The following is a 26,139-nucleotide window of genomic DNA, read 5'->3' on the forward strand; positions in this document are numbered from 1 at the left end:
CATGAGCGCCATCCCGATCAGCGACCTGCCCGACGAGTACCGGGACCTCCGCGAGGAGGTCCGGCGATTCGCCGACGAGGTGATCGACCCCGTCGCCGCCGAGAACGACCGCACGCACACCCTCGACCTGGGCATCGTCGCCCGGATGGGCGAGATGGGCCTGTTCGGCCTGCCCTTCCCCGAGGAGCACGGCGGCATGGGCGGGGACTACCTCTCCTTCGGCATCGCCCTGGAGGAGATCGCCCGGGTGGACCAGTCCCTGGCGATCACCCTGGAGGCCGGGGTGGGCCTCGGCGCGATGCCGATCCACCGCTTCGGCACCGAGGAGCAGAAGGGGACCTGGCTGCCGGACCTGCTCGCCGGCCGCGCCCTGGCCGGGTTCGGGCTCACCGAACCCGACGCCGGCTCCGACGCGGGGGCGACCCGCACCACCGCCCGCCTCGACGGCGGGGAGTGGGTGATCGACGGGGCCAAGCAGTTCATCACCAACTCCGGCACCGACATCACCAGCCTGGTCACCGTTACCGCGGTCACCGGCGCCCGGGAGGACGGGTCGAAGGAGATCTCCACCATCATCGTGCCCTCCGGCACCCCCGGCTTCACCGTGGAGCCCGCCTACGACAAGGTCGGCTGGAACGCCTCGGACACCCACCCCCTGACCTTCACCGGGGCCCGGGTGCCGGAGGGCAACCTGCTCGGCGAGCGCGGCCGCGGCTTCGCCAACTTCCTGTCCACCCTCGCCGAGGGCCGGGTGGCGATCGCCGCCCTGGCCACCGGCGTCGCCCGCGGCTGCGTGGAGGAGTCGGTGCGCTACGCCCGGGAGCGCACCTCCATGGGCCGGGCGATCGCCGAGTACCAGGCGATCTCCTTCACCATCGCCCGGATGGAGGCGCGGGCGCACGCCGCCCGGGTGGCGTGGCTGGACGCCGCGGCGAAGATGGTCGCCGGGCGGGACTTCCGCAGGGAGGCCTCCATCGCCAAGCTGGTCGCCGCCGAGGCGGCGATGGACAACGCCCGCGACGCCACCCAGATCCACGGCGGCTACGGCTTCATGAACGAGTACCGGGTGGCCCGGCACTACCGCGACTCCAAGATCCTGGAGATCGGGGAGGGCACCACGGAGGTGCAGCTGATGCTGATCGCCCGCTCCCTCGGCCTGGGCGGCGCCCGATGAGCGCCCGGGCGACCCCGGCCGCCGGGGACGGCCCCGTGGTGGAGCAGCGCGGCCTGTGGCTGGAGGAGTTCACCCCCGGCACCCGCTACCTGCACCGGCCCGGCCGCACCGTCACCGAGGCCGATGAGGTGGTGTTCACCACCCTGACCATGAACACCCAGCCGCTGCACCTGGACGCGCACTGGGCCGCCGCCCAGGACGGCTTCGGCGGCCGCCGGCTGGTGAACTCCATGTGGACCCTGTCCACCGTGGTCGGGCTCTCCGTCGCCCAGCTCACCCTGGGCACCATCGTCGCCAACCTCGGCTTCACCGAGGTGTCCTTCCCGCATCCGCTGCACCACGGGGACACCCTCTACGCGGAGACGCTCTGCCGGGACGCCCGGCCCAGCGCCTCCCGGCCCGGCCAGGGCGTGGTGGAGCTGGAGCACCTCGGCCGCAACCAGGATGGGACGGTGGTGTGCCGGGCGCGCCGGGCCACCCTGGTCCGGATGCGCCCCGATCCGCGGGGGGAGGGGCGATGAGCGCCTGGATCCCGCCCGGCCCGGCGATCCTCTTCGTCCCCGCCGACCGCCCCGACCGCTGGGCCCGCGCCGCCGAACGCGCCGACGCGGTGATCATCGACCTGGAGGACGGCTGCCGCCCGGAGCACCGGGAGCGGGCCCGGGCCCGGCTGCGCGCGGCCGCCGCCGCGGGCGAGCTCGACCCCGGGCGCACCATCGTCCGGATCACCCCCGCCGACTCCGGGGAGCAGGCCGCGGATCTCGCCGCCCTCGCCGGCGGGCCGATCGAGCTGGTGATGCTGCCCAAGGCGGAGTCCGCCGGGCAGGTCGCCGCGGTCGCCCGCGCCGAGGGCGCCCCGCCCGGCGGGTACCGGGTGATCGCCCTGGCGGAGACCCCCGCCGGGGTGCTCGCCGCCGAGCGGATCGCCGCCGCCGAGGGCGCGGTCGCCCTGTTCTGGGGCGCCGAGGACCTCGTCGCCGGGCTCGGCGGCACCGACTCCCGGCACGCCGACGGCTCCTACCGGGACATCCCCCGGCACGCCCGCGCCCGGGTGCGGCTGGCCGCCGCGGCGGCCGGCGTCGCCGCCCTCGACGCGGTGCACCTGGACATCGGCGACGCCGCCGGGCTGCGCGCGGAGGCCCGGGACGCCGTCGCCCTGGGCTTCGCCGCCACCTGCTGCATCCACCCCGACCAGGTCGACGTCATCCGGGACGCCTACCTGCCCACCGCCGAGCGCGCCGACTGGGCCCGCCGGCTCATCGCCGCCGCCGCGGCGCACCCCGGCGCCTTCCGCTTCGAGGGCGCCATGGTCGACGCACCGCTCATCCGCCAGGCCGAGGCCATCGTCCGGCGCCTACCCCGAGGAGACCGATCATGACCACCACCGCCCCCGTCCCCGCCGCGGACGCGGCCACCGTGCCCGGCCCCGCCGCCGACGCGAACCCGCCGACCCGCGCCACCTCCTACGGGCGCACCGTCGTCGACGCCGACGGCGCCGCCCTGTCCCACGTCTTCGGCGCCGACGTCGCCGCCGGCGCCGCCCCGCTGCGCGAGGAGACCCTCGGCGAGAACCTGCGCCGGATGGTGGAGCGGCACCCCGACCGCTACGCCATCATCGACGTCTACGCCGACAAGACCCTCACCTACGAGCAGCTCTACCGCAAGGTGCTCGCCCTGGCCTCGGCCCTGTCCCGGGCCGGCTACCGCCCCGGCGATCGGGTGGGCATCTGGTCCACCAACCGCTGGGAGTGGATCGTGGTGCAGTACGCCTGCCACCACCTGGGCCTGATCCTGGTCAACATCAACCCCGCCTACCGCCAGCACGAGCTCAACTACGTGCTGGAGAAGGTCGGCGTGTCCTGCGTCTTCGCCGCCCGCCGGTTCAAGGACTCCGACTACCGGACCATGCTCACCGAGGCCCGCAAGCAGCGCGGGGTGGCGGTGCGCGACGTGTTCTACTTCGGCTCCCCGCAGTGGTTCGAGTTCGTGCACGCCGAGGTCGACGACCTCTCCGGGCTCATCGCCGGGCAGCGGCCGGGGGATCCGGTGAACATCCAGTTCACCTCGGGCACCACCGGCTTCCCCAAGGGGGCCACGCTCACCCACCGCAACATCCTCAACAACGCCTACTTCGTCGGCGAGCTGCTCGGCTACACCGAGGAGGACCGGGTCTGCCTGCCGGTGCCCTTCTTCCACACCTTCGGCATGGTGCTGGGCACCATCAACGTGCTCTCCCACGGCGCCTGCGTGGTGATCCCGGCGCCGACCTTCAAGGCCCGGGAGACCCTGATGGCGGTGCACTCCGCCCGGGCGACCGCCCTGTACGGGGTGCCCACCATGTTCATCCAGGCCCTGGAGGAGCAGGAGGACCACGAGGCCTACGGCAGCCCCTACGACCTGTCCTGCCTGCGCACCGGGATCATGGCCGGCACCTCCTGCCCCTCGAAGACGATGCGGGAGGTGATGGACCGGCTGAACATGGGCGAGGTGGCGATCTGCTACGGCATGACCGAGACCTCCCCGGTGAGCCTGCAGACCCGCGCCGCCGACCCGGTGGACAAGCGGGTCGCCACCGTCGGCCAGGTGCTGCCGCACCTGGAGCTGGCGATCGTCGACGAGGACACCGGGGCGGCGCTGCCGCGCGGGCGGCAGGGCGAGGTGGTGGTGCGCGGCTACTCGGTGATGAAGGAGTACTGGGCGCACCCGGAGAAGACCGCCGAGGCCATCGACGCCGAGGGCTGGATGCACACCGGCGACCTCGGGGTGATGGACGAGGACGGCTACGTCTCCATCACCGGCCGGATCAAGGACATGCTGATCCGCGGCGGGGAGAACATCTACCCCCGGGAGATCGAGGAGTTCCTCTTCACCCACCCCGCGATCGTGGACGCCCAGGTGATCGGGGTGCCCGACGACCGCTACGGGGAGGAGATCATGGCCTGGGTGATCCTGCACGACGGCGTCGCCGACCTCACCGTCGACGAGATCGCGGAGTTCTCCCGGGGCAAGCTCTCCCGGCACAAGATCCCCCGCTACGTGCACGTCGTCGACGAGTACCCGATGACCGCCTCCGGCAAGGTGCGAAAGGTCGAGCTGCGGGAGATGGCCCCGCGGGTGCTGGGGTGGGTGTGATCGGCGATGCGCAAAACCCATGACGACGCCCGGGCGCTGATCGCGGAGCTGGCCCGGGACTCCATGACCGTCGCCGTCGGCGGCTTCGGCCTCTGCGGGGTGCCCTTCGACCTCGTCGAGGCGCTCCGGGACACCGGGGTGCGCGATCTCACCGTGGTGAGCAACAACATGGGCGTGGACGGGATGGGCCTGGGCATCCTGCTGGAGAACCGGCAGGTGTCCCGGGTGATCGCCAGCTACGTCGGCGAGAACCGGGAATTCGCCCGGCAGTACCTGGAGGGGGAGGTGGCGGTGGAGTTCACCCCCCAGGGCACCCTCGCCGAGCGGCTGCGCGCCGGCGGCGCCGGGATCCCCGCCTTCTACACCCCCACCGGCGCCGGCACCGTCGTCGCCGAGGGCAAGCGCACCGAGGTCTTCGACGGCCGGGAATGCGTCCTGGAGCACGGCATCGTCGCCGACCTGGCCCTGGTGCACGCCCACGTCGGGGACGTCGACGGCAACCTCGTGTACCGCCGCACCGCCCGCAACTTCAACCCCGGCTGCGCCGCCGCCGGGCGGGTCACCGTCGCCGAGGTGGAGCGCCTCGTGGAACTCGGCGGGATCGACCCGGACCAGGTGATGACCCCCGGGGTGCTCGTCGACCACGTCGTCGTCGCCGCCGAGCGGGTCAAGCCGATCGAGAAGCGAACCACCCGGGACGCCGCCGTCGCCGGGGGAGGGGAGGGCCGATGAACGCCGCCGACCGCACCGGCGCCCCCGCGGGCCGCCGCGGCTGGACCCGGGAGGAGATGGCCGCGATCGCCGCCGCGGAACTGCGCGACGGCGACTACGTCAACCTCGGCATCGGCATCCCCACCCTCGTCGCCAACCACATCCCGGAGGGGGTGCGGGTGGTGCTGCAGAGCGAGAACGGGATCCTCGGCATGGGCCCCTTCCCGCGGGAGGGGGAGGTCGACGCGGACCTGATCAACGCCGGCAAGCAGACCGTCACCCTCGTCGACGGCGCGGCGGTGTTCGACTCCGCCGAGTCCTTCGCCATGATCCGCGGCGGGCACGTCCAGACCGCGGTGCTGGGGGCGATGCAGGTCTCCGAATGCGGGGACCTGGCCAACTGGATGATCCCCGGCGCCATGGTCAAGGGCATGGGCGGGGCGATGGACCTGGTGGCGGGCACGCCGCGGGTGGTGGTGCTCACCGAGCACCTCACCCGCGACGGCGCGCCGAAATTGGTGAAAGCCTGCGGGCTGCCCCTCACCGGTGCCAAGGTTGTGGACAGGATCATCACCGACCTCGCCAGCTTCGACGTCGCCGATGATCGACTCGTCCTGCGGCGCCTGGCCCCCGGCGTCACCCTCGCCGACGTGGAGGCCGCCACGGAGGCGGCCTACGTCGTCGAACTCGACGAGCGAACACCCAGAACACAGGAGTAACAGCAGATGAGCGAGTTCCCCACCGCCGCCGACGATGATGTCGTCATCCTCGCCGGCGCCCGCACCCCCCAGGGCAAGATGCTCGGCCAGCTGGCCGCGCTGGAGGCCCCCGAACTCGGCGCGCACGCCATCCGCGCGGCCGTGGAGCGCGCCGGGATCGCCCCCGAGGACGTGGAGCGGGTCGTCCTCGGCCAGGTGATCCTCGCCGGCGCCGGGCAGAACCCGGCCCGGCAGGCCGCGGTGAAGGCCGGGCTGCCCTGGCGGGTCACCGCCGAAATCGTCAACAAGGTCTGCCTCTCCGGGCTGGACGCGGTGATCCACGCCGCCCGCATGATCCGGCTCGGCGAGGCCGAGGTGGTCGTCGCCGGCGGCCAGGAGTCGATGACCAACGCCCCGCACGTCGCCCGCGGGGTGCGCAAGGGCAGGGCCTACGGGTCGCTGGCCCTGGAGGACTCCCTGCAGCGCGATGGCCTGGTCGACTCCTTCGACTGCTGCACCATGGGCGAGCTCACCGAGGGCCCGCTGGGCGATCTCGGGATCTCCCGCACCGACCAGGACGAGGTCGCCGCGGCCTCGCACGTCCGCGCCGCCGCCGCCCAGGAGGCGGGCGTCTTCGCCGAGGAGATCGCCCCCATCGAGGTGCCGCAGCGCCGCGGCGACCCGGTCACCGTGGACGCCGACCAGGGGATCCGCCCGGACACCACCGTGGAGACCCTGGCGAAGCTGCGCCCGGCCTTCGTCGGCGGCGGCTCCATCACCGCCGGCAACTCCTCGCCGATCTCCGACGGCGCCGCGGCGCTGGTGCTGGCCAGCCGCCGCTTCGCCCGGGAGCGCGGCCTGGACCACCTGGCGGTGGTCGGCAAGGCCGGGCAGACCGCCGGGCCGGACAACTCCCTGCACGCCCAGCCCGCGGACTCCCTGCTCGCCGCGTTGCGGCTCGCCGGCTGGGCGGCCGCGGACCTGGACTTCATCGAGATCAACGAGGCCTTCGGCGCGGTGGCCGTGAAGTCCCTGCGGGATCTGGACTACCCCCTGGAGAAGTGCAACATCCACGGCGGGGCGATCGCCCTGGGCCACCCCATCGGCTGCTCCGGGGCGCGGCTGACGCTCACCGCCGCGATGGAGCTGGCCCGCCGCGGCGCCGGCCGGGCCGGGGTGAGCCTGTGCGGTGGCGGCGGCCAGGGCGACGCCCTGCTGCTCTACCGCGACTAGCCGCGACCACCCGCACCCGCCGCGCCGCCCGCGCGGCGGGTGCGGTCGCGTCCGCGGCGATACCCTGGGCCCATGACCGAACCCCGCTGGAGCCCGCCCGGGCCGGCGCTGCTCTTCGCGCCCGCCGACCGCCCGGATCGCTTCGCCAAGGCCGCCGCCCGCGCGGACGCGGTGATCCTCGACCTGGAGGACGGCGCGGCGAGCGCGGATCCGGCGGCCAAGCGGGCCGCGGTGGCCGGCGCCGCCGACGCGGCCGGCCTGGACCCGGCGCGGGTCATCGTGCGGATCACCGGCCCGGGGGAGCCCACCTTCGCCGGGGATCTGGCGATGGTGCGGGAGAGCCCCTTCGACACCGTGATCGTGCCGAAGCTGGGCGCCGAGGTGCCCGCGGAGCTGGCCGGGCTGAAGGTGATCGCCCTGGTGGAGACCCCGGCGGCGCTGCTCAACCTCGCCGCGATCGCGGCGCACCCGGATGTGGTGGCCCTGTACTGGGGCGCCGACGACCTCGCCGCCGGCCTGGGCGGGGACTCCTCGCGCCGCGGCCCCGGGGAGCCCGCCCCCGGCGCCTACCGGGACCCGCAGCGGCTGGCCCGCACGTGGACCCTGGTGCACGCCGCGGCCGCCGGGATCCCGGCGATCGACGCGGTGTGGGCGGACTTCTCCGATCCGGAGGGCCAGTACGCCGAGGCCCGGGACGCCGCCGGCTGCGGGTTCGCCGCGGTGGCCTGCATCCACCCGGCCACCGCCGCCGCGGTGCGCCGGGCCTATGCGCCGAGCGCGGCGCAGCTGGCCCGGGCCCGGCGGATCCTGGACGCCGCCGGGGCGGCGGTGGGCGCCTTCACCGTGGACGGGGCGATGGTGGACGCGCCGGTGGTGGCCCAGGCCCGGATCACCGTGGCCCGGGCCCGCGCCGCCGGGATGGCCGGCTGAGCGCGGCGGGGGTCAGTTGACGCACATGGGCCCGTCGCCGCCGGCGTCGATCTGCTCGCCGACCGGCTCCTCGGGGGCGGGGCCCTCCTGGCCGACCACGTCGCCGGCGTCGGCCGCCGGCGTCGGCGGGGCCGGCTCCTCGGTGGGCGCCTCATCGGCGTAGAGCCCGGGGCCGTCGTAGTCCCCGGCGAGGGTCACCGAGACCTCCCCGCGGGCCAGCGAGGGATCGTGCACCACCGGCAGATCGCCGAGCTGCTCGGCGATCCGGCGCGCCGCCGGGTCCGCGGTGTCGTAGGCGTTGACCTGGCTCATGGTCACCCCGGAGTACTCGGCGTTGGTGACGTCGCCGATGCCGACGCCGCCGCGGCGCAGCAGCTCCGCCACCCGGGAGGCCAGCCCGTCGGTGAAGGTGGCGTTGTACACGCTCACCGTCACGTCCTCATGCGGCACCCCCGGCTCCTCCGGGGCGTCGGCGGAGGTGGTCTCCTCCGCGTCCTGGCCGAGCAGCTTGTCGAAGTAGCGGTGCACCTGGCCCTTGTCCACGGTGACCACCGACTCGCCATGGTCGCCGACGCCGTCGATGCTGGTCACCGGGATGGTGTCGAAGACCACGTTGCCGCCGGTGAGCCCCTGCATCTGGGTGGCGAAGCCCATCACGTCCCATTCGTCGTCGAGCACCACCGAGCGGCGCACCGCGGCGCCGAGCTCGCCGAGCCGGGCCGGGTTGGACAGGGTGCCCGCGGAGAGCAGCTTGTTCACGAAGGAGGCCATGAAGGCCTGCTGCCGGGTGATCCGGTCCAGGTCGCCGCGGGGCAGGCCGTGCCGCTGCCGGACGAAGCTCAGCGCGTCGGCGCCGCCGAGGGTCTGCCGGCCGGCGGTGAAGTCCGCCCCGGAGAACTCGTCGTAGACCGGGGCGTTGAGGCACACCTCCACCCCGCCGACGGCGTCGGTGAGCAGCACGAAGCCGAGCAGGCCGACCTCGGCGTAGTGGTCCACGGTGATCCCGGTGAGATCCGCGATCGCGTCGATGAGCGCCTGCCGGCCGGCCTCGGTGGACTTGCGCTCGATCTGCTCCGGGGGCTCCCCGGCGGCGGCGAGCTGCTCCTGCCGGTTCTCCTTGGACTGGCCGTAGACCCCGTTGATCTTGATGTTGCCCAGCGCCGGGGTCTTCACGTAGGTGTCCCGGGGGATGGAGATCGCGGTGGCCGAGGTGCCGTCGTCGGGCACCCGGATCACCATGATCGTGTCCGTGTTGGTCACCGCCTCGTCACCGGCGCGGAGCAGCTCGATCTCCTCCGGGGTCAGCGGGTTGCCCTGGGCGTCGGCCCGGGAGTCGGAGCCGACCAGCAGGATGTCGGTGGCCCCGTCGCGGCCGGCGCCGAGGGAGAAGTTGCCCCCGGAGCTCAGCCCCCCGGTGACCCGGCCGAAGGTGGTCCAGCCCACCCCGGAGACCAGCACGCACAGCGTGGAGACGAGGATGAGCGCCGCGCGCAGGGTCGCCGGCAGGGCCTGCGAGATGTCGCGGGCCCGGGTCGGCGGAGCCTGGATCGCCCGGGCGTGCCGGGCCCTGCGGGGCTTCGCGCTCACGGGTGATGCTCTCCTTCGGTGACCGGGCGGGTTCGCGGCGGATAGGCTTGGGCGGCCTCCGTCAACGAACCGAGTTTAGTGAAAGGGGCCCTCAGATGCCGCATTCCGGGATCCTGTGCGTGGGCGCGGGCGGGCAGCTGGGCCGTGCCCTGGCCGACCTCGGGGTGCCCGGGCTCACCCGCGCCGAGCTGGACCTGCGCGATGCCGCGGCGGTGGCCGCGCACCCCGGGATCGCGGCCGCGGCGGCGGTGATCAACTGCGCCGCGTACACCGACGTCGACGCCGCCGAGGCGGACCCGGCCGCCGCCTGGGCGGTGAACCGGGACGGGGCGGCGCACCTGGCCCGGGCCTGCGCCGCGGCCGGCACCCGGCTGGTGCACGTCTCCACCGACTACGTCTTCGGCGGCGCCGCCGCGGCGGGCGCCCCGGCGGAGCGGGCGGGCCGGGCCCCGCTGCCGGTGGACGCGCCCACCGCCCCGGACACCGTGTACGGGGCCTCCAAGCTCGCCGGGGAGCGCGCGGTGCGCGCCGCGGCCGCGGATCATCTGGTGGTGCGCACCGCCTGGGTGTTCAACGGCCGGGAGCGCGACTTCGTCTCCACCATGGTGCGCCTGGCCGCCGGGGACGCCCCGGTGCGGGTGGTCGCCGATCAGCACGGCAACCCCACCTACGTCCGGGATCTCGCCGCCGGGCTGCTGCGCGCCGCCCGGGGCGCCGCCCGGGGCACGGTGCACTGCACCGGGACGGGGGCGACCACCTGGTACGGCCTGGCCCGGGCGGTGTTCGAGCGGATCGGCGCGGACCCGGACCGGGTGCGGCCGTGCACCACCGCGGAGTTCCCGCGGCCGGCGCCGCGGCCGGCGTGGTCGGTGCTCGACGGGTCCTCCTGGACCGCGGCCGGGCTGGACCCGCTGCCGGGGTGGCGGGACGGGCTGGCCCGGGCGCTGCCCTAGGGTGGACGGGGTGAGCACCGCCCAAGAACGCCTCCCCCTCGGCGTGGTCACCGTCACCTACTCGCCCGGGCCGCATCTGGCCGCGCTGCTGGACTCGCTGCCGGCGGACACGGTGACCGTGCTGGCCGACAACGGCTCCGTCGACGGCGCCCCGGAGGCCGCCGCCGCGGCCCGGCCGAACGTGCGCCTGCTGCCCACCGGCGGCAACATCGGCTACGGCGCCGCCGCCAACCGCGGGATCGCGGAACTGGCCCGGATGCGCGACGCCGGGCGGATCCGGGGCGACCGGGTGCTGCTGGTCAACCCGGACGTGGTCTTCGCCCCCGGGGCGCTGGCCGCGCTCGACGAGTGCGCCCGGCGCAACCCCCGGGCGGCGGCGGTGGGCCCGCTCATCCGGGAGCCGGACGGGGGCGTGTACCCCTCGGCGCGGGCGGTGCCGGAACTGCGCTCCGGCACCGGGCACGCCCTGCTCTCCGGGATCTGGCCGGGCAACCCGTGGTCGGCCCGCTACCGGGCGGAGGCGGACCATTCCCGGGAGCGCGACGCCGGCTGGCTCTCCGGCTCCTGCCTGCTGCTGGACTGGGCGGCCTTCGACGCCGTCGGCGGCTTCGACGAGCGCTACTTCATGTACTTCGAGGACGTCGATCTCGGGGATCGGCTGGGTCGGGCGGGCTGGCGCAACGTGTACTGCCCGGCCGCGGAGATCCGGCACGCCCAGGGGCACAGCGCCACCCGGCACCGGGAGCGCACCGTGCGCGCGCACCACGACTCCGCCTACCGCTTCCTCGCCGATCGGCTGCCCGGGTGGTGGCGGGCCCCGCTGCGCGCGGCGCTGCGCGCCGGGCTGGCCCTGCGCGCCTCCGCCGTCCTGGCCCGGGCGCGGCGTAGGAATGATGGGTGACGTCCGAGGTCCGGACGCGCAGGAGGTGGAGCAATGGCAGGAACCGAGGCCCGGGCCGACGCGGTGATCCTGGTCGGCGGCAAGGGCACCCGGCTGCGCCCGCTGACCGTGGGCACCCCGAAGCCGATGCTGCCCACCGCGGGCGCGCCCTTCCTCACCCATCTGCTGGCCCGGATCCGCGATGCCGGGCTCACCCACGTGGTGCTGGGCACCTCCTACCGGGCGGAGGTCTTCGAGGAGCATTTCGGCGACGGCTCGGAGCTGGGCCTGGAGATCGACTACGTGGTGGAGTCGGAGCCGCTGGGCACCGGCGGCGCGATCCGCAACATCGCCTCCGCGCTGCGCCATGACACGGTGATGGTCTTCAACGGCGACGTGCTCGGCGGCACCGACCTGGGCGCCATCCTGGACACCCACGAATCGGCGGCCGCGGACGTCACCCTGCACCTGGTGCGGGTGGCCGATCCGCGCGCCTACGGCTGCGTGCCCACCGACGCCGACGGCCGGGTGCTGGAGTTCCTGGAGAAGACCCAGGATCCGCCCACCGACCAGATCAACGCCGGCTGCTACGTCTTCCGCCGCGAGGTGATCGAGGCGATCCCGGAGGGCCGGGCGATCTCGGTGGAGCGGGAGATCTTCCCGGCGCTGCTGGAGCGCGGCGCCGCGGTGCACGGCCACGTGGACCACTCCTACTGGCGGGACATGGGCACCCCGGCGGATTTCGTGCGCGGCTCCTCGGATCTGGTGCGCGGGATCGCGCCCAGCCCGCTGCTGGCCGGCCGGCATGGCGAGGCCCTGGTCGACGAGTCCGCCTCGGTGGGCGGCGGGGCGCTGCTCTACGGCGGCTCCGTGGTCGGCCGCGGCGCGGAGATCGGCGCCGGGGCGCGGCTGGATCAGACCGTGGTCTTCGACGGGGTGCGGATCGGCGCCGGGGCGGTGGTGGAGCGCTCCATCATCGCCGAGGGCGCCACCATCGGCCCGCGGGCGGTGATCCGGGACGCGGTGATCGGCGAGGGCGCGGACATCGGGGCGCGCTGCGAGTTCATCGGCGGGGCCCGGGTGTGGCCCGGGGTGGCGATCCCGGACGGGGGCGTGCGCTTCTCCACCGACGTGTGACGACCGGCGTTCGCCGCCGCGCCCGGACCCTCAAGGTGGCATTGATCCCCAAAGCGGGGGGATCACGGGGCCGTTCCCGCCGGATGGGACGGTTCCCGGTCGCCCGTTTTGTTTTCGGGCTTGACCAACCATGGGTGCCACGTGTGTAATCACAATCATGTGATTGCGGAACCTCCGCAATCGCCGGGTGTGGCCCGGCGAGTGTTTTTCAAGCGATGACGCCGATGGGAGGCCGGGTGGATGGACGAGTCCAGCGTGTTCGGCCGCGCCTCCGGGCGTGAGATGGATCTGGGGGATCTCGTGGGCGATGCGGCCGCCGTGGACCATATCCGGCCCCTGGCCGACTGGAGCGGCGATCTGCCGGGGCTTTTCGAGGCCGTGGAGCAGGACTGGCAGGAGCAGGCGCTGTGCGCGCAGACCGATCCGGAGGCCTTCTTCCCGGAGAAGGGCGGCTCCACCCGGGAGGCGAAGCGGATCTGCCGGGCCTGCGGGGTGCGCGACGAGTGCCTGGAGTTCGCCCTGGCCAATGACGAGCGCTTCGGCATCTGGGGCGGGCTCTCCGAGCGCGAGCGCCGCCGGCTGAAGAAGCGCCTCGGCTAGCCGCCGCCGACCCCGGCACCGCCTCACGCGGCCGGGGTCGTGCCGGATCCGGGGCTAGTCCGCCCAGCGCTCCCAGCGGGGGTCGATCTCCTCCGGGGGCATGTTCAGGTGCACCGCGACCAGCTGCACCAGGATCCGGGCGAGCAGATCCTCGGTCTCGGCCGGGCCCAGGGCGCGCAGCTCCACCGGGCGGCGGAAGATCACGATCCGCGGCCGGGTGGGCCGGCCCCGCTCGTCCACCCCGGCGGGGATGAGCCGGCCCAGCGGCACCGGCCCGTCGGAGGCGATCTCCTCCGGCAGCAGCGCCGCCGGGTCCAGGTGCATCCGCGGCACCGTGTCCACCGCGATGTCCAGGTGGGTGAGGTTGGCCCGCCAGCGCTCCTCGATCGGGGCGTAGGCGTCGAGCACCGCCTGGTCGAAGGCCTCCGCCCGGCTGCGCCAGCGCGGGGTCTCCGGGGGCAGCAGCGGCCCGCGCAGGCCGCGGCCGCGGGCGTCGTGGCGGCGTCGGGTGTGCATGGGGGCGATGCTAGGCGGCCGGGGCGGCGGTGCGGTCGAGGCGCGCTCGGCGGCGCCGGCGGGGGAGGGGATCCGGCCCGGCACTACCTAAAGGTCAAGTTTGGGTCTAGGCTTTCGGGCGTGAGTCGATTCCGTCGTTGCTGCCGTCCGGGCTGCGGCAAACCCGCCGTGGCCACCCTGACCTACGCCTACGCCGAGCAGACGGCCGTGGTGGGCCCGCTGGCCGCCGCCGCCGAACCGCACAGCTGGGACCTCTGCGAGCACCACGCCCACTCCATCACCGCCCCCTGGGGCTGGGAGCTGGTGCGCTACGACCTGCCCGGGGCCGAGGACGACGACGATCTCACCGCCCTGGCCGAGGCTGTGCGCGAGGCCGGCCGGCACGCCACCGGGCTGGTGCTGCGCGAGGAGGGCCGGCGCACCTGGGTCGAGGCCGATCCGGCCCGGCACCCCTCCCGCCGGCCCGGCCGGCCGCATCTGCGGGTGGTGCCCGACCCGGAGTAGCCGGCACCGGCGCGCACCCGGCCGCCCCCGCGCCGGGTAGACTCCACCTCCTGGATCGGGGCCCGACGGGGGCCCCGCGGACTCATCGGGAGCGAGCAGTGCGCACACGCAGCCGGGCGGCCGTCGACGAGGTGGTCAAGGCCTACGACATCCGGGGCATCGTCGGCGAGGGCATCGACGAGGACTTCGTCGCCGACGCCGGCGCCGCCTTCGGCCGGCTGATGGCCGCCGAGGGCGCGACCGGAGTGGTCGTCGGCCACGACATGCGCGACTCCTCGCCGGGGCTGGCCCGGGCCTTCGCCGCCGGGGTCGCCGGCCGCGGCCTGGACGTCGACTTCATCGGACTGGCCTCCACCGACGAGCTCTACTACGCCTCCGGCGCCCTGGACCGGCCCGGGGCCATGTTCACCGCCAGCCACAACCCCGCCGCCTACAACGGGATCAAGCTCTGCCGCGCCGGGGCCCGCCCGATCGGCCGGGACACCGGCCTGGCCGATATCGCGGACATGCTCGTCGCCGGCGTGCCCGCCGGCGACGCCGCCGGCGGCCAGGTGGTGCGCCGGGACCTGCTCGAGGACTACGCCGGGCATCTGCGATCGCTGGTGGACATCCCCGCCGGGCGCACCCCGGTGGTCGCCGTGGACGCCGGCAACGGCATGGCCGGGCTCACCGCCCCCGCGGTGCTCGGCCCGATCGCGGATCTGCGGCCGCTGTACTTCGAGCTCGACGGCACCTTCCCCAATCACGAGGCCAACCCCCTGGAGCCGGCGAACCTCGTCGACCTGCGGGAGTTCACCGTCGCCCAGGGCGCGGACATCGGCCTGGCCTTCGACGGGGACGCCGACCGCTGCTTCGTCATCGACGAGCGCGGGGAGCCGGTGAGCCCCTCGGCGATCTGCGCGCTCATCGCGGACCGGCACCTGCGCGCCGAACCCGGGGCCACCATCATCCACAACCTGATCACCTCCGCGGCGGTGCCCGAGCTCATCGCCGACCGCGGCGGCCGGGCGGTGCGCACCCGGGTCGGCCACTCCTACATCAAGGCGGAGATGGCCCGCACCGGCGCGGTCTTCGGCGGGGAGCACTCCGCGCACTACTACTTCCGGGAGTTCCACAACGCCGACTCCGGGATGCTCGCCGCGCTGCACGTGCTCGCCGCGCTCGCCGAATCCGGCGGCACCCTCTCCGAGCTGATGGACGGCTACGACCCCTACGAGCAGTCCGGGGAGATCAACTCCCGGCTCGCCGACTCCCGGGAGCAGGCCGCCCGCCGGGCCGCGGTCGCCGAGGCCTTCGCCGACCGGGCCGCGGCCATGGACGAGCTCGACGGGCTCACCGTGCACCTGGCGGATTCGCGGGCCTGGTTCAACGTGCGCGCCTCGAACACCGAGCCGCTGCTGCGGCTCAACGTGGAGGCGCCCACCCGCGCCGAGGTCGACGAGCTCACCGCGGAGGTCCTGGGCATCATCCGCGGCTGAGGCCCGCGCCCGGGCGCGGACGCGGCCGGCGCGGCACACTGGGGGCATGGACACCACCACCCTGCTGCTCCGGGCCGCCGGGGAGGGCGCCGCGCTGCGCGCGGCGGCCTCCGCCGCCGCCGAGGGCGTCTTCGACCGGCTGCCCGCCCCCCGCGCGGCGGTGCTCATCACCCGCGACGCCCCCGCCCGGCACGCCGCCGCGGCGGCGGCCGCCCTGGCCGCCGGGGAGCGCTGCCCGGTGCTCGCCGCGGACCGGCTGCCCCGCTTCGTCGGCGCCCTGGACCTGGTGGTGGGCCTCGGCGAGGACCCCGGGGATCCGGTGCTCGCCGAGGCGCTGGCCGAGGCCGCCCGCCGCGGGGCGGCCACCGCGCTCGCCGACCCCGGCGCCGGCCCGGTGCGCGCCGCCGCCGGCCCCGACTGCGCGGTCGCGCCCCGACCGGCCGGCGCCCCCGGGGGCGGCCTGCTCGGGCCCCTGGGCGTGGCGCTGGCCGCGCTCACCGCCGCCGGGGCGGTGGATCTGGCCCCGGCCGCGGTGCTCGCCGAGGTCGCCGACGCCGCGGACGCCGAGGCCGCCGCCTGCGCCCCGGACCGCGGGGAGCCGGTGAACCCGGCCCGGGTGCTCGGCTCCCGGCTGCGCGGCCGGCGCATCGTGCTCGCCGGGGACGGCGCCGAGTGGGCGGCGGTGGCCGGCTTCGGCGCGGCCCGGCTGCTCGAGGCCGGGGCGGCCGCGCACGCCACCGAGGTGACGGATCTGCTGCGCGCCTGGCCGGCGCTGGCCCCGTCGGAGGCGGACCTCTTCCACGACCCCCGGATCGACGGCCCGGCCGCCGGGGGCCCGGTGCTACCGTTGGAGGCGATCGTCGTGACCTCCCCGGAGGGGCTCGGGGCCATGCGCGCCCGGGTGGGCCGGTTGCCCGGGGTGCGGGTGGAATGCCCCGCGGCGGACGTGGAGGCGCGGCACCGGCTCAGCGGGCTCTGCGTCACCGCCGTGCGGCTGGCCGCCGCGGCGGCCTACGTGATGGAGGAGGACTAGCCGCCGATGGAGCGCATCGAGCCCGTGGCCCGGGCCTACCCCTGGGGTTCGCGGACCCGGATCCCGGAACTGCTGGGGGCGGACTCCCCGGCGAAGTCCCCGCTGGCGGAGCTGTGGTTCGGGGCCCATCCGCTGGCCCCGTCCACCATCGGCGGGGTGCCCCTGGACCAGGTGATCGCCGCCGACCCGGCCGGCCAGCTCGGCGGCGCCGGGGAGCTGCCCTTCCTGCTGAAGGTGCTCGCCGCGGCGGCGCCGCTGAGCCTGCAGGCCCACCCCACCCGGGAGCAGGCCGAGGCCGGCTACGCCGCCGAGGACGCCGCCGGGATCGCGCGCACCGCCGCGGAGCGCAACTACCGGGACCGCAACCACAAACCGGAGCTCATCGTGGCGCTCACCGAGTTCCACGCCCTGGCCGGCTTCCGCCCGGTGCCGCGCACCCGGGAGCTGCTCGCCGAGCTCGCCATCCCGGAGCTGGACCGGTACACGGTGCTGCTCGACGGGGCCGACGGGCTGCGCGGGCTGTTCACCACCTGGCTCACCCTGCCGGCCACGGCGCTGGCCGGCCTGGTGGAGGCGGTGCGGGCGCGCTGCGCGGACTACGCCGGGGCGGGCTGGGTCGCCGAGGTCGCCGGCACCGTCGCCGATCTCGCCGAACGCTACCCCGGTGACCCGGGGGTGCTCGCCGCGCTGCTGCTCAACCGGATCACCCTGGCCCCCGGGGAGGCGGCCTTCCTCGGCGCCGGCAACCTGCACGCCTACCTCGACGGCCTCGGCGTGGAGATCATGGCCAACTCGGACAATGTGCTGCGCGGCGGGCTCACCGCCAAGCACGTCGACGTGGTGGAGCTGCTGCGGGTGCTCTCCTTCGAGCCGGTGGCCGACCCGGTGGTGCGCCCGGAGCGCATCGGGGCGCTGCGCCGCTACCCGGTGCCCGCCGAGGAGTTCGCGCTCACCGTCGCCGAGGTCGGCGGGGGCGCGGACACCACGGTGCAGGGTCCGGCGATTCTGCTGGTCACCGACGGCGCCGCCCGGATCGGCGGGGCCGAGGTGCCCCGCGGGGCGGCGGTGTGGCTGCCTGCGGCGGAGGCCGCCGGGGTGACCGCCCTGGACCGCGCCGAGGTGTTCATCGCCACCCCGGGCGCCGGCTGCGGCGGCGCCGCGGCCGGGGCGGCCCGACCGGGGGCCTAGCCCCGCGGGGCCGCAGGGGGCCTCAGCGGGCCGGGGTGGGTGCGGCCGGCGGCCGGCCGTCGCCGCCGCGCAGGCTGCCGGAGGGGTCGTACTCGCCGAAGGGGCTCCACCAGGGCCGCTCCGGGGCGTCCGGGGACGGGATATGGCCCTCCGGATCGCCCTCGCCACCGTGGTCCGGGATCCCCGGGGCGGCCTCCGGGTTCGGATCGGCGACCGGCTCCATCGGCTCGGGGCGCTCCGGGTTGCCCGGGTCGGGCCGGATCGGCCCGTCGAAGTCGAAGGGCGGCAGCACCGGCACCGGCCGGCGCGGCTTCGGCGGGGTGGGCAGCGCCGGGGTGCCCGGCTCCGCCGCCTCGTCCTCGTCCACCGGGGCGACCGGCCGGCCGGGGCCGGCGGCGTCGCCGCCGGGCTCCGGGATCACCGCATGCGGGGGCAGGAAGGGATCGGAGCGGGGATCGTCGTCGTGGCGCCGGTCGCCGTCGACCACCGCCGGGGCCGGGGCGGTCGGGGAGGTCTCCGCCACCGATTCGGCGGTGTCCAGATCCGCCCGGGTGGTGGGCAGCCGGCCCTCCGACGGCGCCGGCTCCGCCCCGCCCTCGCAGGCGGCGAGGGCCGTGGAGCCGGCGAGCAGCGTCGCGGCGAGTGCGAGGCGTCCTCGGTGGCGCATGGGGTCCCCTGCCTGCCCGGTGCCGGGCGCGAATTGTCACGATTGAGTCACGGTGAGGCAAAGGTAGCACAGCCGGCCCGGATCCGCGTGGGGCATGAACGATCCTCACCCCGCGGCGCGCCGGATCCGGCGGTGGTGGCCGCCCCACGCCGGCCTGGGGTAGAACACCGGGTGAGGCCCCCGGGGACGTCCCCGGCGGGGCCGGCACCACCCTAGGGACCCGCAGGAGGTTTTCCATGTCCACCTGGGACGCGATCATCCTCGCCGACGATCACGTCGCCGAGCTGCTCGACGACATCGACGCCCTCGACCCGGAGGAGCAGGCCGCGGCGCTGCGCGACGCCTGCCTGCTCGCCGTCGACGAGGCCACCGAGGGGGAGGCCCGCGCCGGGCTGGGCGCGGCCACCATCGCCGCGATCTGGTCCGGGGCGCCGTTCTCCGCGGCCACCCGGGTCGACGAGCACCCGTTCATCCGCGCCGGGATCGGGGACTGCCCGGAGGAGCTGCGCGAGGCCGCCGCCGAGGTCTTCGAGCTGCTCATCCCCGCCCTGGACGCCGAGGAGCAGGAGATGGCCGGGGAGTTCGCGGAGGCCGTGGAATAGCGCCGCCCCCGGCGGCCGCGGCCGCGTGCGGCGGGCTACCCTGGTCGGGTCCGCACCGACGTCGATGGGAAGCACGCTGATGATTGAGCACAAGGTCGCCGATCTCTCGCTGGCCGCCGCAGGCCGCCACCAGATCCGCCTCGCCGAGCACGAGATGCCCGGGCTGATGGCGCTGCGCGAGGAGTACCGGGCCGAACGGCCCCTGGCCGGGGCCCGGATCGCCGGCTCCATCCACATGACCGTGCAGACCGCGGTGCTCATCGAGACCCTGGTCGCCCTCGGCGCCGAGGTGCGCTGGGCCTCCTGCAACATCTACTCCACCCAGGACGAGGCCGCCGCCGCGGTCGTCGTCGGCGAGGGCACCCCCGAGGCCCCCGCGGGGGTGAGCGTCTTCGCCTGGAAGGGCGAGACCCTGGAGGAGTACTGGTGGTGCCTGGAGCGGGTCTTCGACTGGGGCGACCGGCTGCCGAACATGATCCTCGACGACGGCGGCGACGCCACCATGGCGGTGATCCGGGGCGCCCAGTTCGAGGCCGCCGGGCTGGTGCCCCCGGCGGAGGAGGACGACGCCGACGAGTACGTCGCCTTCCTGGACATGCTGCGCCGGGTCGCCGCGGACCGGCCCGGGCTGTGGGGCCGGATCGCGGGGGAGGTGCGCGGGGTCACCGAGGAGACCACCACCGGGGTGCACCGGCTCTACCACTTCGCCGAGGAGGGGCTGCTGCCCTTCCCCGCGATGAACGTCAACGACGCGGTGACCAAGTCGAAGTTCGACAACAAGTACGGCACCCGGCACAGCCTGATCGACGGGCTCAACCGGGGCACCGATATGCTGATCGGCGGCAAGACCGTGCTGGTCTGCGGTTACGGGGACGTGGGCAAGGGCTGCGCGGAGGCGCTGGCCGGGCAGGGCGCCCGGGTGCGGGTCACCGAGGCCGACCCGATCAACGCGCTGCAGGCGCTGATGGACGGCTTCGACGTGACCACCGTGGAGGCCGCGATCGCGGAGGCGGACATCGTGATCACCGCCACCGGCAACCGGGACATCATCACCTTCGAGCACATGCGGCGGATGAAGGACCATGCGGTGCTGGGCAACATCGGCCACTTCGACAACGAGATCGACATGGCCGCGCTGCACCACCGCGCCGACGTCACCCGCACCGAGATCAAGCCGCAGGTCGCCGAGTACTCCTTCCCGCACGACGACGGGGAGACGCGCAGCCTGATCGTGCTCTCCGAGGGGCGGCTGCTGAACCTGGGCAACGCCACCGGGCACCCCTCCTTCGTCATGTCCACCTCCTTCGCCGACCAGACCATCGCCCAGATCGAGCTCTTCACCCGCGGCGCGGAGTACGGCCCCGGGGTGCACCGGCTGCCGAAGATCCTCGACGAGAAGGTCGCCCGGATCCACGTCGAGGCCCTCGGCGGGGAGATGACCGAGCTGACCAAGGAGCAGGCCGCCTACATCGGCGTCGACGTCGCCGGGCCCTACAAGCCCGAGCACTACCGCTACTAGGCCGATGCTGATCGCGATCGAGGGCATCGACGGGGCCGGCAAGAACACCCTCACCACCGCCCTGGCCGGCCGGCTGGGCGCGGCCGGGCGCACCGTCGCCCGGGCCGCCTTCCCCGCCTACGGCGATTCCCTGCCCGCGGATCTCGCCGATGAGGCGCTGCACGGGGGCCTGGGCGATCTCGCCGACTCCGCCTGGGCGATGGCGGTGCTCTTCGCCCTGGACCGGCGGGAGCGCGCGGCCGCGGTGGCCGGGCTCGCCGCCGACCATGACGTGGTGCTGCTGGACCGGTGGGTGGCCTCCAACGCCGCCTACACCTGGGCGCGCACCGGCGACGCGGCCACCCCGGCGCGGATCGCGGAGCTGGAGTTCGACCGGATCGGGCTGCCCCGGCCGGATCTGACGGTGCTCCTCGCCGCGCCCGCGGAGCTCGCCGAGCGCCGCGCCCGGGGCCGGGAGGCTGCGGACGCGGCGCGCACCCGGGACCGCTACGAGCGGGATCGGCGCCTGCAGCGCGACACCGCCGCGGCCTACGAGCGCCTCGCCGCGGAGGGCTTCGGCGGGCCCTGGGTGCGGGTGCCCGCCGACGCCGCCCCGGAGGAGTCCGCGCGGCGGGTGCTGGCGGCGCTCACAGACCGGTGACGAGCACCGGGGCGTGCTCCAGGTAGTCGATGAGGGCCCCCGGATCGGCGCCGGCGGCGAGCACGATCACCCGGGCGCCCAGCGGCCGGCCGGCCACCGTGGCGCCGGGGGCCTTGACATGATCCAGGCGCAGGTAGCGGCCGCCGGCGACGACGTAGCCGTGCACGTAGCCGGGGTCGTCGGAGATGCACGCCTCGGCGAGCACCCCGGGGCCGTGGGCGACCTTGGTGGCCAGGATCCGCGCCTCCCGGCGGTGATCCTTCGCCGCCGGCGCCGGGGTGTCCGCGTCCATCGCCGAGGCGCGCACCCCGCGCGCCGGATCCGGCTCCAGGCGGCGCCCCCGCGGGTCGACGAGCATCGCCCCGCGCATCCCGGTGACCGTGGTGAGCAGCCGCCACACCTCGGCCCCGGCCACCCCGATCGCGTCCAGGGCGGCGATCCCGGCGGCGGCCGCGGCCGCCGGGTCGGCGGTGCCGGCGACCTCCCGCGGCAGCGCGGGCAGCCGCCGCGGCGGCGCCGCCAGGGCGTCCATGCTCAGCCGCACCCGATCCGGCGCGCCCCGGTCATGGCCCAGGGCCCGGGCGACGAGGGCGGCGGCCGCGGCCGGGGCGGCCGCGGCGTCGACGATCCGCTCCGCCCCGGAGACGTGCGCCCCGGCCCGGGAGGCGCGCATGCGCAGCGAATAGCCGAAGGGGGCGGCGCCGGAGTCGGCGGCGGCGCCGGGGCGGGGTGCGGGGCCGGGCATCGGGCATTCTCCAGAACGGTGTTCAAGGGCGGGTGCGGGCCAGTCTATCCCGCATGCGCCCGGGCCAGGGGCCGCACCCGGCTATGATCCGGGGCATGAGCGCGAAAATCCTGGTCGTCGACGACGACCCCGCAATCTCCGAGATGCTCGCCATGGTCCTGGGCCGGGAGGGCTTCGACACCGTCGTCGTCGGCGACGGGGCGGAGGCGGTCGAGGCCGCCGCGCGCGAGGAGCCGGACCTGATCCTGCTCGACCTGATGCTGCCCGGGATGGGCGGGGTGGACGTGTGCCGCACCGTCCGCGAGGACTCCGCGGTGCCGATCATCATGCTCACCGCGAAAACCGACACCGTGGACGTGGTGCTCGGCCTGGAGTCCGGCGCCGACGACTACGTCACCAAGCCCTTCAAGCCCAAGGAGCTGGTCGCCCGGGTGCGCGCCCGGCTGCGCCGGCAGGCCGACGAGCCCGCCGAGGTGATCCGGGTCGGCGACCTGGACATCGACATCCCCGGGCACGCGGTCACCCGCGAGGGCGAGGAGATCGCGCTGACCCCCCTGGAGTTCGAGCTGCTGTGCACCCTGGCCTCCAAGCCGCGCCAGGTGTTCACCCGCGAGCAGCTGCTGGAGAAGGTCTGGGGCTACCGGCACTCCTCGGACACCCGCCTGGTCAACGTGCACGTGCAGCGGCTGCGCTCGAAGATCGAGGCCGATCCGGAGAACCCCCGGATCGTGCTCACCGTGCGGGGCGTCGGCTACAAGACGGGGGAGTAGCCCGTGCGCGGGATCCGCGCGCTGCGCGACTGGGTGGTGTCCTGGTGGCGCGCCCTGGGCCGGCTGTGGCGCACCTCCATGCAGGCCCGGGTCATCATCCCGGTGCTCGTGGTGTGCTCCCTGGTCGTCGGGGTGCTCGGCTTCGCCCTGGTCTCCATCGTCGCCCAGCGGCTGCTGGAGCAGAAGCTCGGCGTGGCCAACGACGAGATCGACCGGGCCCGGATCGTCGTCGAGCAGGAGCTGGCGACCCGGTCCTCGGACAATCTGCAGGCCCGGCTCAACGTCGGCCGGGAGGCGCTGATGGACCGCACCGACACCGGCGGGCCCGGCACCGCCGCGGTCTACGAGCCGGTGCTCATCGCCCCCGGCGAGGCCGGGCAGACGGTGAGCTCCCCGGTGGCCGCGGAGATCCCCGGCAAACTGCGCGGGTTCATCCAGCAGAACCAGGTCAGCTACCAGTACGCCAGCTACCGCGGGGAGGGCGAGTCCTACACCGCCCTCATCATCGGCACCCCCACCAGCTCCGAGATCCCCGGCCTCGAGCTGTACCTGGTGATGCCGCTGACCGCCGAGCAGTCCACGCTGAGCCTCATCCGGGGCCTGTTCGCCGGGGCCGCGGTGGTGATGGTGCTGCTGCTGGTCGGCATCGTCTGGTTCTTCGCCAGCCAGGTCACCGCCCCGGTGCGGCAGGCCGCGCAGATCGCGGAGCGCTTCGCCGGCGGGCACCTGCGCGAGCGGATGACCGTGGAGGGCGAGGACGAGGTCGCCCGACTGGCGGTGAGCTTCAACTTCATGGCCGAGTCGCTGTCCACCCAGATCCGGCAGCTGGAGGAGTACGGCTCCCTGCAGCGCCAGTTCACCTCCGACGTCTCCCATGAGCTGCGCACCCCGCTGACCACGGTGCGCATGGCCGCCGATCTCATCGCCGACGGGGCCGAGGACCTGGACCCGACCACCCGGCGGGCCTCCGAGCTGATGATCGCGGAACTGGACCGCTTCGAGATGCTGCTCGGCGATCTGCTGGAGATCTCCCGGCACGATGCCGGGGTCGCCGAGCTCTCCGCGGAGCGGGTGGACCTGCGGTGCACCCTGGAGTCCGCGCTGACCCCGCTGTCCGTGGTCGCCCGGGACGCCGGGGCGGAGATCCGCCGGCATGTGCCGGACGCCCCGGTGCCCGCGGAGGTGGACACCCGGCGCATCGAGCGGGTGCTGCGCAATCTGCTGGCCAACGCCATCGACCACGCCGAGGGCCGGCCGGTGGACATCCACATGGCCGCCGCCGGGTCCACCGTGGCGGTCACCGTCACCGACCACGGGGTGGGCCTGAAGCCCTCCCAGACCGAGCTGGTGTTCAACCGCTTCTGGCGGGCCGACCCCTCCCGGGAGCGGCGCACCGGCGGCACCGGGCTGGGCCTGGCCATCGCCGCCGAGGACGTGCGCCTGCACGGCGGCCGGCTGGAGGCCTCCGGCCTGCCCGGGGTGGGCTCCCGGTTCCGGCTGCTGCTGCCCGCCGTCCCCGGCGGGGAGCTCGGCCCGCCGCCGCTGGCCCTGGACATCGCGGTGGCCCCGGACGCGCCGCCGCCGGCGCCCGGCGAGGACGCCGCCGCCCCCGCCGCCATCGTCCCGGCCGAGCCGGGGCCCGCCGACCCGCCCGCCGCCGACGCCGAGGAGCAGACCCCGTGACCCGCGGACCCGCCGCCCGGATGACCGCCGCGCTCGCCGCGGCGGCGCTGGCCTTCGCCGGCTGCACCACCATGCCCACCGAATCCGCCCCGCAGGCGCTGCGCTCCTACGAGGAGCGCTCCCAGAACATGGAGATCCCGGAGCCGCGGCCGGACACCGCCCCGGACGTGGTGCTGCGCGACTTCATCGCCGCGATGGCGCATCCGGCGGACGACTACGCCGCCGCCCGGGCCTTCCTCACCGGGGACATCGCCGGCAGCTGGAACCCGCGCCGGCGCAGCCTCATCGTGGAGGGGGTCAACGTGATCTCCGACGGGGACGCCCCGGACGGCCGGGAGGTGTACACCGCCAGCGGCGCCGTGGTCGGCCAACTCGGCGACGGGGGCGCCTACGAGCAGGCCGAGGGCACCTGGCGCGGCGAGATCGCGATGGTCCGGGACCGCACCGGGCAGTGGCGGATCAGCGCGCTGCCGGACGGGATCGTCATGGAGCGGCAGTCCTTCGTGGACACCCACGTCGCCCGCAACCTGTACTTCGTGGACCCCACCGGCAACCACCTGGTGCCGGATCGGCGCTGGATCTACCGGGGCACCGACGACGGCGCCGCCGCGCTGCTGGACCTGCTGCGCCGGGGCCCGCGGCCGCAGCTGGCCCGGGGGGTGACCAGCCCGCTGCCGGCGTCCACCACGATCGAGGTCGGCGCCATCGACGCCGGGCCCGGGATGGCGATCCGCTACCGCGGCGCCGGGGTGGCCGGGGCGGACCTGGAGCTGCTGCTGACCGCGCAGGCCGTGTGGACCCTGGCCGACGCCGGGCTGCGCGGGCCCTGGACCATCGAGGTCGATGGCCGGCCGGTGCTGGATCGGGCGGAGGTGGCCTGGACCCGGGATTCGCCGGAGCTGAAGCCCTTCGACCCGCAGCGCGGGCCGGCGGACCGTTCCGCGCTGCGGGTGCTCGGCAACGGGGCGCTGTACGCGATCCGCGAGGACGGCGCGGAAATCGCGGAATCGCCCTGGGGGGCGGGCGAGCCCTACCTGGTGTCCGCGGCGATGGGCATCGACACCACCGGGGAGGAAATCTACGCGGCGGTGGCCCGCGGGGAGGGCGCCACCGCGAAACGCTCCACCCTCTACCTGGGCCGGCCCGGCCAGCGGGCGGCCCGGCCGCTGACCGGGCAGACCCTCACCCGGCCGAGCTGGTCGCCCGGGGCGGCGGCGGTGTGGACCGTCGTGGACGGGGGGCAGGTGCGCCGGGTGGGCCGCTTCGGCGACTCCGGGGCGCTCACCGCGGAGCGGGTGGACATCCGCGCCCTGGAGCCCTTCGCCGGCGAGATCTCCGAGCTGCGGATCGACCCGATGGGCACCCAGGCGGCGATGATCATCGAGGGCCGGCTGGTGCTGGCCACCATCGTGCAGAACGAGGGCGCGCCCTGGGCGCTGGTCACCCCCCGGGAGATCCGGCTGCCGGAGGGCACCGTGCCGGTGTCCCTGGCCTGGGCCCCGGATTCGACGATCCTGGTCGGCGCCTGGGGCGCGGAGGCCCCGATCTGGCGGGTGCAGCCGGACGGGTCCTCCAACTACATGCTGCCCAAGGTGAACCTGACCGCCCCGATCGCGGTGGTCGCGGCCTCCTCCACCCGGATCTACGCCCTGGACGAGAACGCCCTGATGGAGCTCATCGACGACCAGGGCGACCAGCAGTTCTGGCGCCCGGTGCCCAAGGTCAGCGGCCGGGCCGCCCCGGTGACCGCGGAATAGGC

At 75.2% G+C, this 26,139-nt stretch carries 26 protein-coding genes; 22 read left to right on the forward strand and 4 right to left on the reverse strand.

All coding sequences use genetic code 11. The features are described from left to right. Position 1 precedes the first annotated feature (1 nt). From CSPHI_RS02510 to CSPHI_RS02545, 8 genes are all read left to right on the forward strand, one after another. Positions 2-1,174 carry an acyl-CoA dehydrogenase family protein gene (locus CSPHI_RS02510; RefSeq protein ID WP_075691359.1) on the forward strand — a complete coding sequence of 391 codons (1,173 nt, stop codon included), beginning with the start codon at positions 2-4 and terminating at the stop codon, positions 1,172-1,174. Then, positions 1,171-1,695, forward strand: a complete 525-nt coding sequence (locus CSPHI_RS02515) for a MaoC family dehydratase (protein ID WP_075691360.1) — start codon at positions 1,171-1,173, stop codon at positions 1,693-1,695. Before CSPHI_RS02510 ends, CSPHI_RS02515 begins: the two co-directional genes overlap by 4 nt. After that, entirely contained in the window at positions 1,692-2,552 is an 861-nt protein-coding gene (locus CSPHI_RS02520; RefSeq protein ID WP_075691361.1) for an HpcH/HpaI aldolase/citrate lyase family protein, read from the forward strand. Before CSPHI_RS02515 ends, CSPHI_RS02520 begins: the two co-directional genes overlap by 4 nt. Next, entirely contained in the window at positions 2,549-4,306 is a 1,758-nt protein-coding gene (locus CSPHI_RS02525) for an AMP-binding protein (RefSeq protein ID WP_084210195.1), read from the forward strand. The genes CSPHI_RS02520 and CSPHI_RS02525 overlap by 4 nt, the downstream gene beginning before the upstream one ends. A gap of 6 nt (positions 4,307-4,312) precedes the next feature. Then, positions 4,313-5,038: a CoA transferase subunit A gene (locus CSPHI_RS02530; protein ID WP_075691362.1), complete on the forward strand. Its 726-nt coding sequence runs from the start codon at positions 4,313-4,315 to the stop codon at positions 5,036-5,038. After that, the gene (locus CSPHI_RS02535; protein WP_075691363.1) at positions 5,035-5,736 is read left to right on the forward strand and encodes a 3-oxoacid CoA-transferase subunit B; all 702 of its coding nucleotides are present in this window, start codon (positions 5,035-5,037) and stop codon (positions 5,734-5,736) included. Before CSPHI_RS02530 ends, CSPHI_RS02535 begins: the two co-directional genes overlap by 4 nt. 6 nt (positions 5,737-5,742) lie before the next feature. After that, positions 5,743-6,948 carry an acetyl-CoA C-acetyltransferase gene (locus CSPHI_RS02540; RefSeq protein ID WP_075691364.1) on the forward strand — a complete coding sequence of 402 codons (1,206 nt, stop codon included), beginning with the start codon at positions 5,743-5,745 and terminating at the stop codon, positions 6,946-6,948. A gap of 72 nt (positions 6,949-7,020) precedes the next feature. Next, positions 7,021-7,878 carry an HpcH/HpaI aldolase/citrate lyase family protein gene (locus tag CSPHI_RS02545; RefSeq protein ID WP_075691365.1) on the forward strand — a complete coding sequence of 286 codons (858 nt, stop codon included), beginning with the start codon at positions 7,021-7,023 and terminating at the stop codon, positions 7,876-7,878. A gap of 12 nt (positions 7,879-7,890) precedes the next feature. Here the strand turns inward: CSPHI_RS02545 and CSPHI_RS02550 are convergent, their stop codons facing one another. Beyond that, complete coding sequence (locus tag CSPHI_RS02550; protein WP_075691366.1) at positions 7,891-9,465, reverse strand: LCP family protein; 1,575 nt, start codon at positions 9,463-9,465, stop codon at positions 7,891-7,893. 95 nt (positions 9,466-9,560) lie between these two features. Here CSPHI_RS02550 and rfbD point away from each other — a divergent pair, with 95 nt between their 5' ends. From rfbD to CSPHI_RS02570, 4 genes are all read left to right on the forward strand, one after another. After that, positions 9,561-10,418 carry a dTDP-4-dehydrorhamnose reductase gene (rfbD, locus tag CSPHI_RS02555; RefSeq protein WP_075691367.1) on the forward strand — a complete coding sequence of 286 codons (858 nt, stop codon included), beginning with the start codon at positions 9,561-9,563 and terminating at the stop codon, positions 10,416-10,418. 1 nt (position 10,419) lies between these two features. Continuing rightward, complete coding sequence (locus CSPHI_RS02560) at positions 10,420-11,319, forward strand: glycosyltransferase family 2 protein (protein ID WP_075691368.1); 900 nt, start codon at positions 10,420-10,422, stop codon at positions 11,317-11,319. A gap of 33 nt (positions 11,320-11,352) precedes the next feature. Next, on the forward strand, positions 11,353-12,435 hold the full coding sequence (gene manB, locus CSPHI_RS02565) for a mannose-1-phosphate guanylyltransferase (protein ID WP_075691369.1): 1,083 nt from the start codon (positions 11,353-11,355) through the stop codon (positions 12,433-12,435). Positions 12,436-12,675: 240 nt separating this feature from the next. Then, positions 12,676-13,035: a WhiB family transcriptional regulator gene (locus CSPHI_RS02570; protein WP_075691370.1), complete on the forward strand. Its 360-nt coding sequence runs from the start codon at positions 12,676-12,678 to the stop codon at positions 13,033-13,035. Positions 13,036-13,089: 54 nt separating this feature from the next. Here the strand turns inward: CSPHI_RS02570 and CSPHI_RS02575 are convergent, their stop codons facing one another. After that, complete coding sequence (locus CSPHI_RS02575) at positions 13,090-13,551, reverse strand: metallopeptidase family protein (protein ID WP_075691371.1); 462 nt, start codon at positions 13,549-13,551, stop codon at positions 13,090-13,092. A gap of 120 nt (positions 13,552-13,671) precedes the next feature. On the opposite strand from CSPHI_RS02575, the gene CSPHI_RS02580 reads away from it, so the two are divergent. The 4 genes from CSPHI_RS02580 to manA all read left to right on the forward strand — a co-directional run bounded on the left by CSPHI_RS02580 (position 13,672) and on the right by manA (position 17,754). Beyond that, complete coding sequence (locus CSPHI_RS02580) at positions 13,672-14,055, forward strand: DUF3499 domain-containing protein (protein ID WP_075691372.1); 384 nt, start codon at positions 13,672-13,674, stop codon at positions 14,053-14,055. Between the two features lie 98 nt (positions 14,056-14,153). Beyond that, positions 14,154-15,533 (forward strand): phosphomannomutase/phosphoglucomutase, encoded by a 1,380-nt coding sequence (locus CSPHI_RS02585; protein ID WP_075691373.1) that lies wholly within the window; start codon positions 14,154-14,156, stop codon positions 15,531-15,533. Positions 15,534-15,579: 46 nt separating this feature from the next. Then, on the forward strand, positions 15,580-16,566 hold the full coding sequence (locus tag CSPHI_RS02590) for a hypothetical protein (protein WP_075691374.1): 987 nt from the start codon (positions 15,580-15,582) through the stop codon (positions 16,564-16,566). 6 nt (positions 16,567-16,572) lie between these two features. Beyond that, entirely contained in the window at positions 16,573-17,754 is a 1,182-nt protein-coding gene (manA, locus tag CSPHI_RS02595) for a mannose-6-phosphate isomerase, class I (RefSeq protein WP_075691375.1), read from the forward strand. Positions 17,755-17,776: 22 nt separating this feature from the next. On the opposite strand, the gene CSPHI_RS02600 is transcribed toward manA, so the two are convergent. After that, the gene (locus CSPHI_RS02600; RefSeq protein ID WP_075691376.1) at positions 17,777-18,421 is read right to left on the reverse strand and encodes a hypothetical protein; all 645 of its coding nucleotides are present in this window, start codon (positions 18,419-18,421) and stop codon (positions 17,777-17,779) included. 236 nt (positions 18,422-18,657) lie between these two features. Between CSPHI_RS02600 and CSPHI_RS02605 the strand changes: the two genes are divergently transcribed. The 3 genes from CSPHI_RS02605 to CSPHI_RS02615 all read left to right on the forward strand — a co-directional run bounded on the left by CSPHI_RS02605 (position 18,658) and on the right by CSPHI_RS02615 (position 21,182). Further along, positions 18,658-19,023, forward strand: a complete 366-nt coding sequence (locus CSPHI_RS02605) for a DUF4259 domain-containing protein (protein ID WP_075691377.1) — start codon at positions 18,658-18,660, stop codon at positions 19,021-19,023. A gap of 79 nt (positions 19,024-19,102) precedes the next feature. Beyond that, positions 19,103-20,542: an adenosylhomocysteinase gene (gene ahcY, locus CSPHI_RS02610; protein ID WP_157118460.1), complete on the forward strand. Its 1,440-nt coding sequence runs from the start codon at positions 19,103-19,105 to the stop codon at positions 20,540-20,542. Between the two features lie 4 nt (positions 20,543-20,546). Beyond that, positions 20,547-21,182, forward strand: a complete 636-nt coding sequence (locus tag CSPHI_RS02615; RefSeq protein WP_075691379.1) for a dTMP kinase — start codon at positions 20,547-20,549, stop codon at positions 21,180-21,182. Here CSPHI_RS02615 and CSPHI_RS02620 read toward each other — a convergent pair. Continuing rightward, positions 21,169-21,927 (reverse strand): 6-carboxyhexanoate--CoA ligase, encoded by a 759-nt coding sequence (locus tag CSPHI_RS02620; RefSeq protein WP_075691380.1) that lies wholly within the window; start codon positions 21,925-21,927, stop codon positions 21,169-21,171. The genes CSPHI_RS02615 and CSPHI_RS02620 overlap by 14 nt on opposite strands. Before the next feature lie 95 nt (positions 21,928-22,022). Between CSPHI_RS02620 and mtrA the strand changes: the two genes are divergently transcribed. The 3 genes from mtrA (at position 22,023) to CSPHI_RS02635 (ending at position 26,137) form a co-directional block, all read left to right on the forward strand. Beyond that, entirely contained in the window at positions 22,023-22,697 is a 675-nt protein-coding gene (mtrA, locus tag CSPHI_RS02625) for an MtrAB system response regulator MtrA (protein WP_075691381.1), read from the forward strand. A 78-nt stretch (positions 22,698-22,775) separates the two neighbouring features. Beyond that, positions 22,776-24,380, forward strand: a complete 1,605-nt coding sequence (mtrB, locus tag CSPHI_RS02630) for an MtrAB system histidine kinase MtrB (protein WP_084210422.1) — start codon at positions 22,776-22,778, stop codon at positions 24,378-24,380. Next, positions 24,377-26,137, forward strand: coding sequence for an LpqB family beta-propeller domain-containing protein (locus CSPHI_RS02635; RefSeq protein ID WP_084210196.1), 1,761 nt, complete (start codon positions 24,377-24,379; stop codon positions 26,135-26,137). Before mtrB ends, CSPHI_RS02635 begins: the two co-directional genes overlap by 4 nt. The last annotated feature ends 2 nt before the right edge of the window (positions 26,138-26,139 follow it).

The sequence above is a fragment of the Corynebacterium sphenisci DSM 44792 genome, from assembly GCF_001941505.1.
In the GTDB taxonomy this organism is placed as follows: domain Bacteria; phylum Actinomycetota; class Actinomycetes; order Mycobacteriales; family Mycobacteriaceae; genus Corynebacterium; species Corynebacterium sphenisci.

Coding starts and splice junctions, on each gene's coding strand:
- mtrA (WP_075691381.1), top strand. CDS start 22,023: ATGAGCGCGAAAATCCTGGTCGTCGACGACGACCCCGCAATCTCCGAG.
- ahcY (WP_157118460.1), top strand. CDS start 19,103: ATGATTGAGCACAAGGTCGCCGATCTCTCGCTGGCCGCCGCAGGCCGC.
- CSPHI_RS02540 (WP_075691364.1), top strand. CDS start 5,743: ATGAGCGAGTTCCCCACCGCCGCCGACGATGATGTCGTCATCCTCGCC.
- CSPHI_RS02600 (WP_075691376.1), bottom strand. CDS start 18,421: ATGCGCCACCGAGGACGCCTCGCACTCGCCGCGACGCTGCTCGCCGGC.
- CSPHI_RS02615 (WP_075691379.1), top strand. CDS start 20,547: ATGCTGATCGCGATCGAGGGCATCGACGGGGCCGGCAAGAACACCCTC.
- CSPHI_RS02520 (WP_075691361.1), top strand. CDS start 1,692: ATGAGCGCCTGGATCCCGCCCGGCCCGGCGATCCTCTTCGTCCCCGCC.
- manA (WP_075691375.1), top strand. CDS start 16,573: ATGGAGCGCATCGAGCCCGTGGCCCGGGCCTACCCCTGGGGTTCGCGG.
- CSPHI_RS02575 (WP_075691371.1), bottom strand. CDS start 13,551: ATGCACACCCGACGCCGCCACGACGCCCGCGGCCGCGGCCTGCGCGGG.
- CSPHI_RS02570 (WP_075691370.1), top strand. CDS start 12,676: ATGGACGAGTCCAGCGTGTTCGGCCGCGCCTCCGGGCGTGAGATGGAT.
- CSPHI_RS02525 (WP_084210195.1), top strand. CDS start 2,549: ATGACCACCACCGCCCCCGTCCCCGCCGCGGACGCGGCCACCGTGCCC.
- CSPHI_RS02620 (WP_075691380.1), bottom strand. CDS start 21,927: ATGCCCGGCCCCGCACCCCGCCCCGGCGCCGCCGCCGACTCCGGCGCC.
- CSPHI_RS02510 (WP_075691359.1), top strand. CDS start 2: ATGAGCGCCATCCCGATCAGCGACCTGCCCGACGAGTACCGGGACCTC.
- manB (WP_075691369.1), top strand. CDS start 11,353: ATGGCAGGAACCGAGGCCCGGGCCGACGCGGTGATCCTGGTCGGCGGC.
- CSPHI_RS02545 (WP_075691365.1), top strand. CDS start 7,021: ATGACCGAACCCCGCTGGAGCCCGCCCGGGCCGGCGCTGCTCTTCGCG.
- CSPHI_RS02530 (WP_075691362.1), top strand. CDS start 4,313: ATGCGCAAAACCCATGACGACGCCCGGGCGCTGATCGCGGAGCTGGCC.
- rfbD (WP_075691367.1), top strand. CDS start 9,561: ATGCCGCATTCCGGGATCCTGTGCGTGGGCGCGGGCGGGCAGCTGGGC.
- CSPHI_RS02590 (WP_075691374.1), top strand. CDS start 15,580: ATGGACACCACCACCCTGCTGCTCCGGGCCGCCGGGGAGGGCGCCGCG.
- CSPHI_RS02535 (WP_075691363.1), top strand. CDS start 5,035: ATGAACGCCGCCGACCGCACCGGCGCCCCCGCGGGCCGCCGCGGCTGG.
- mtrB (WP_084210422.1), top strand. CDS start 22,776: ATGCAGGCCCGGGTCATCATCCCGGTGCTCGTGGTGTGCTCCCTGGTC.
- CSPHI_RS02515 (WP_075691360.1), top strand. CDS start 1,171: ATGAGCGCCCGGGCGACCCCGGCCGCCGGGGACGGCCCCGTGGTGGAG.
- CSPHI_RS02605 (WP_075691377.1), top strand. CDS start 18,658: ATGTCCACCTGGGACGCGATCATCCTCGCCGACGATCACGTCGCCGAG.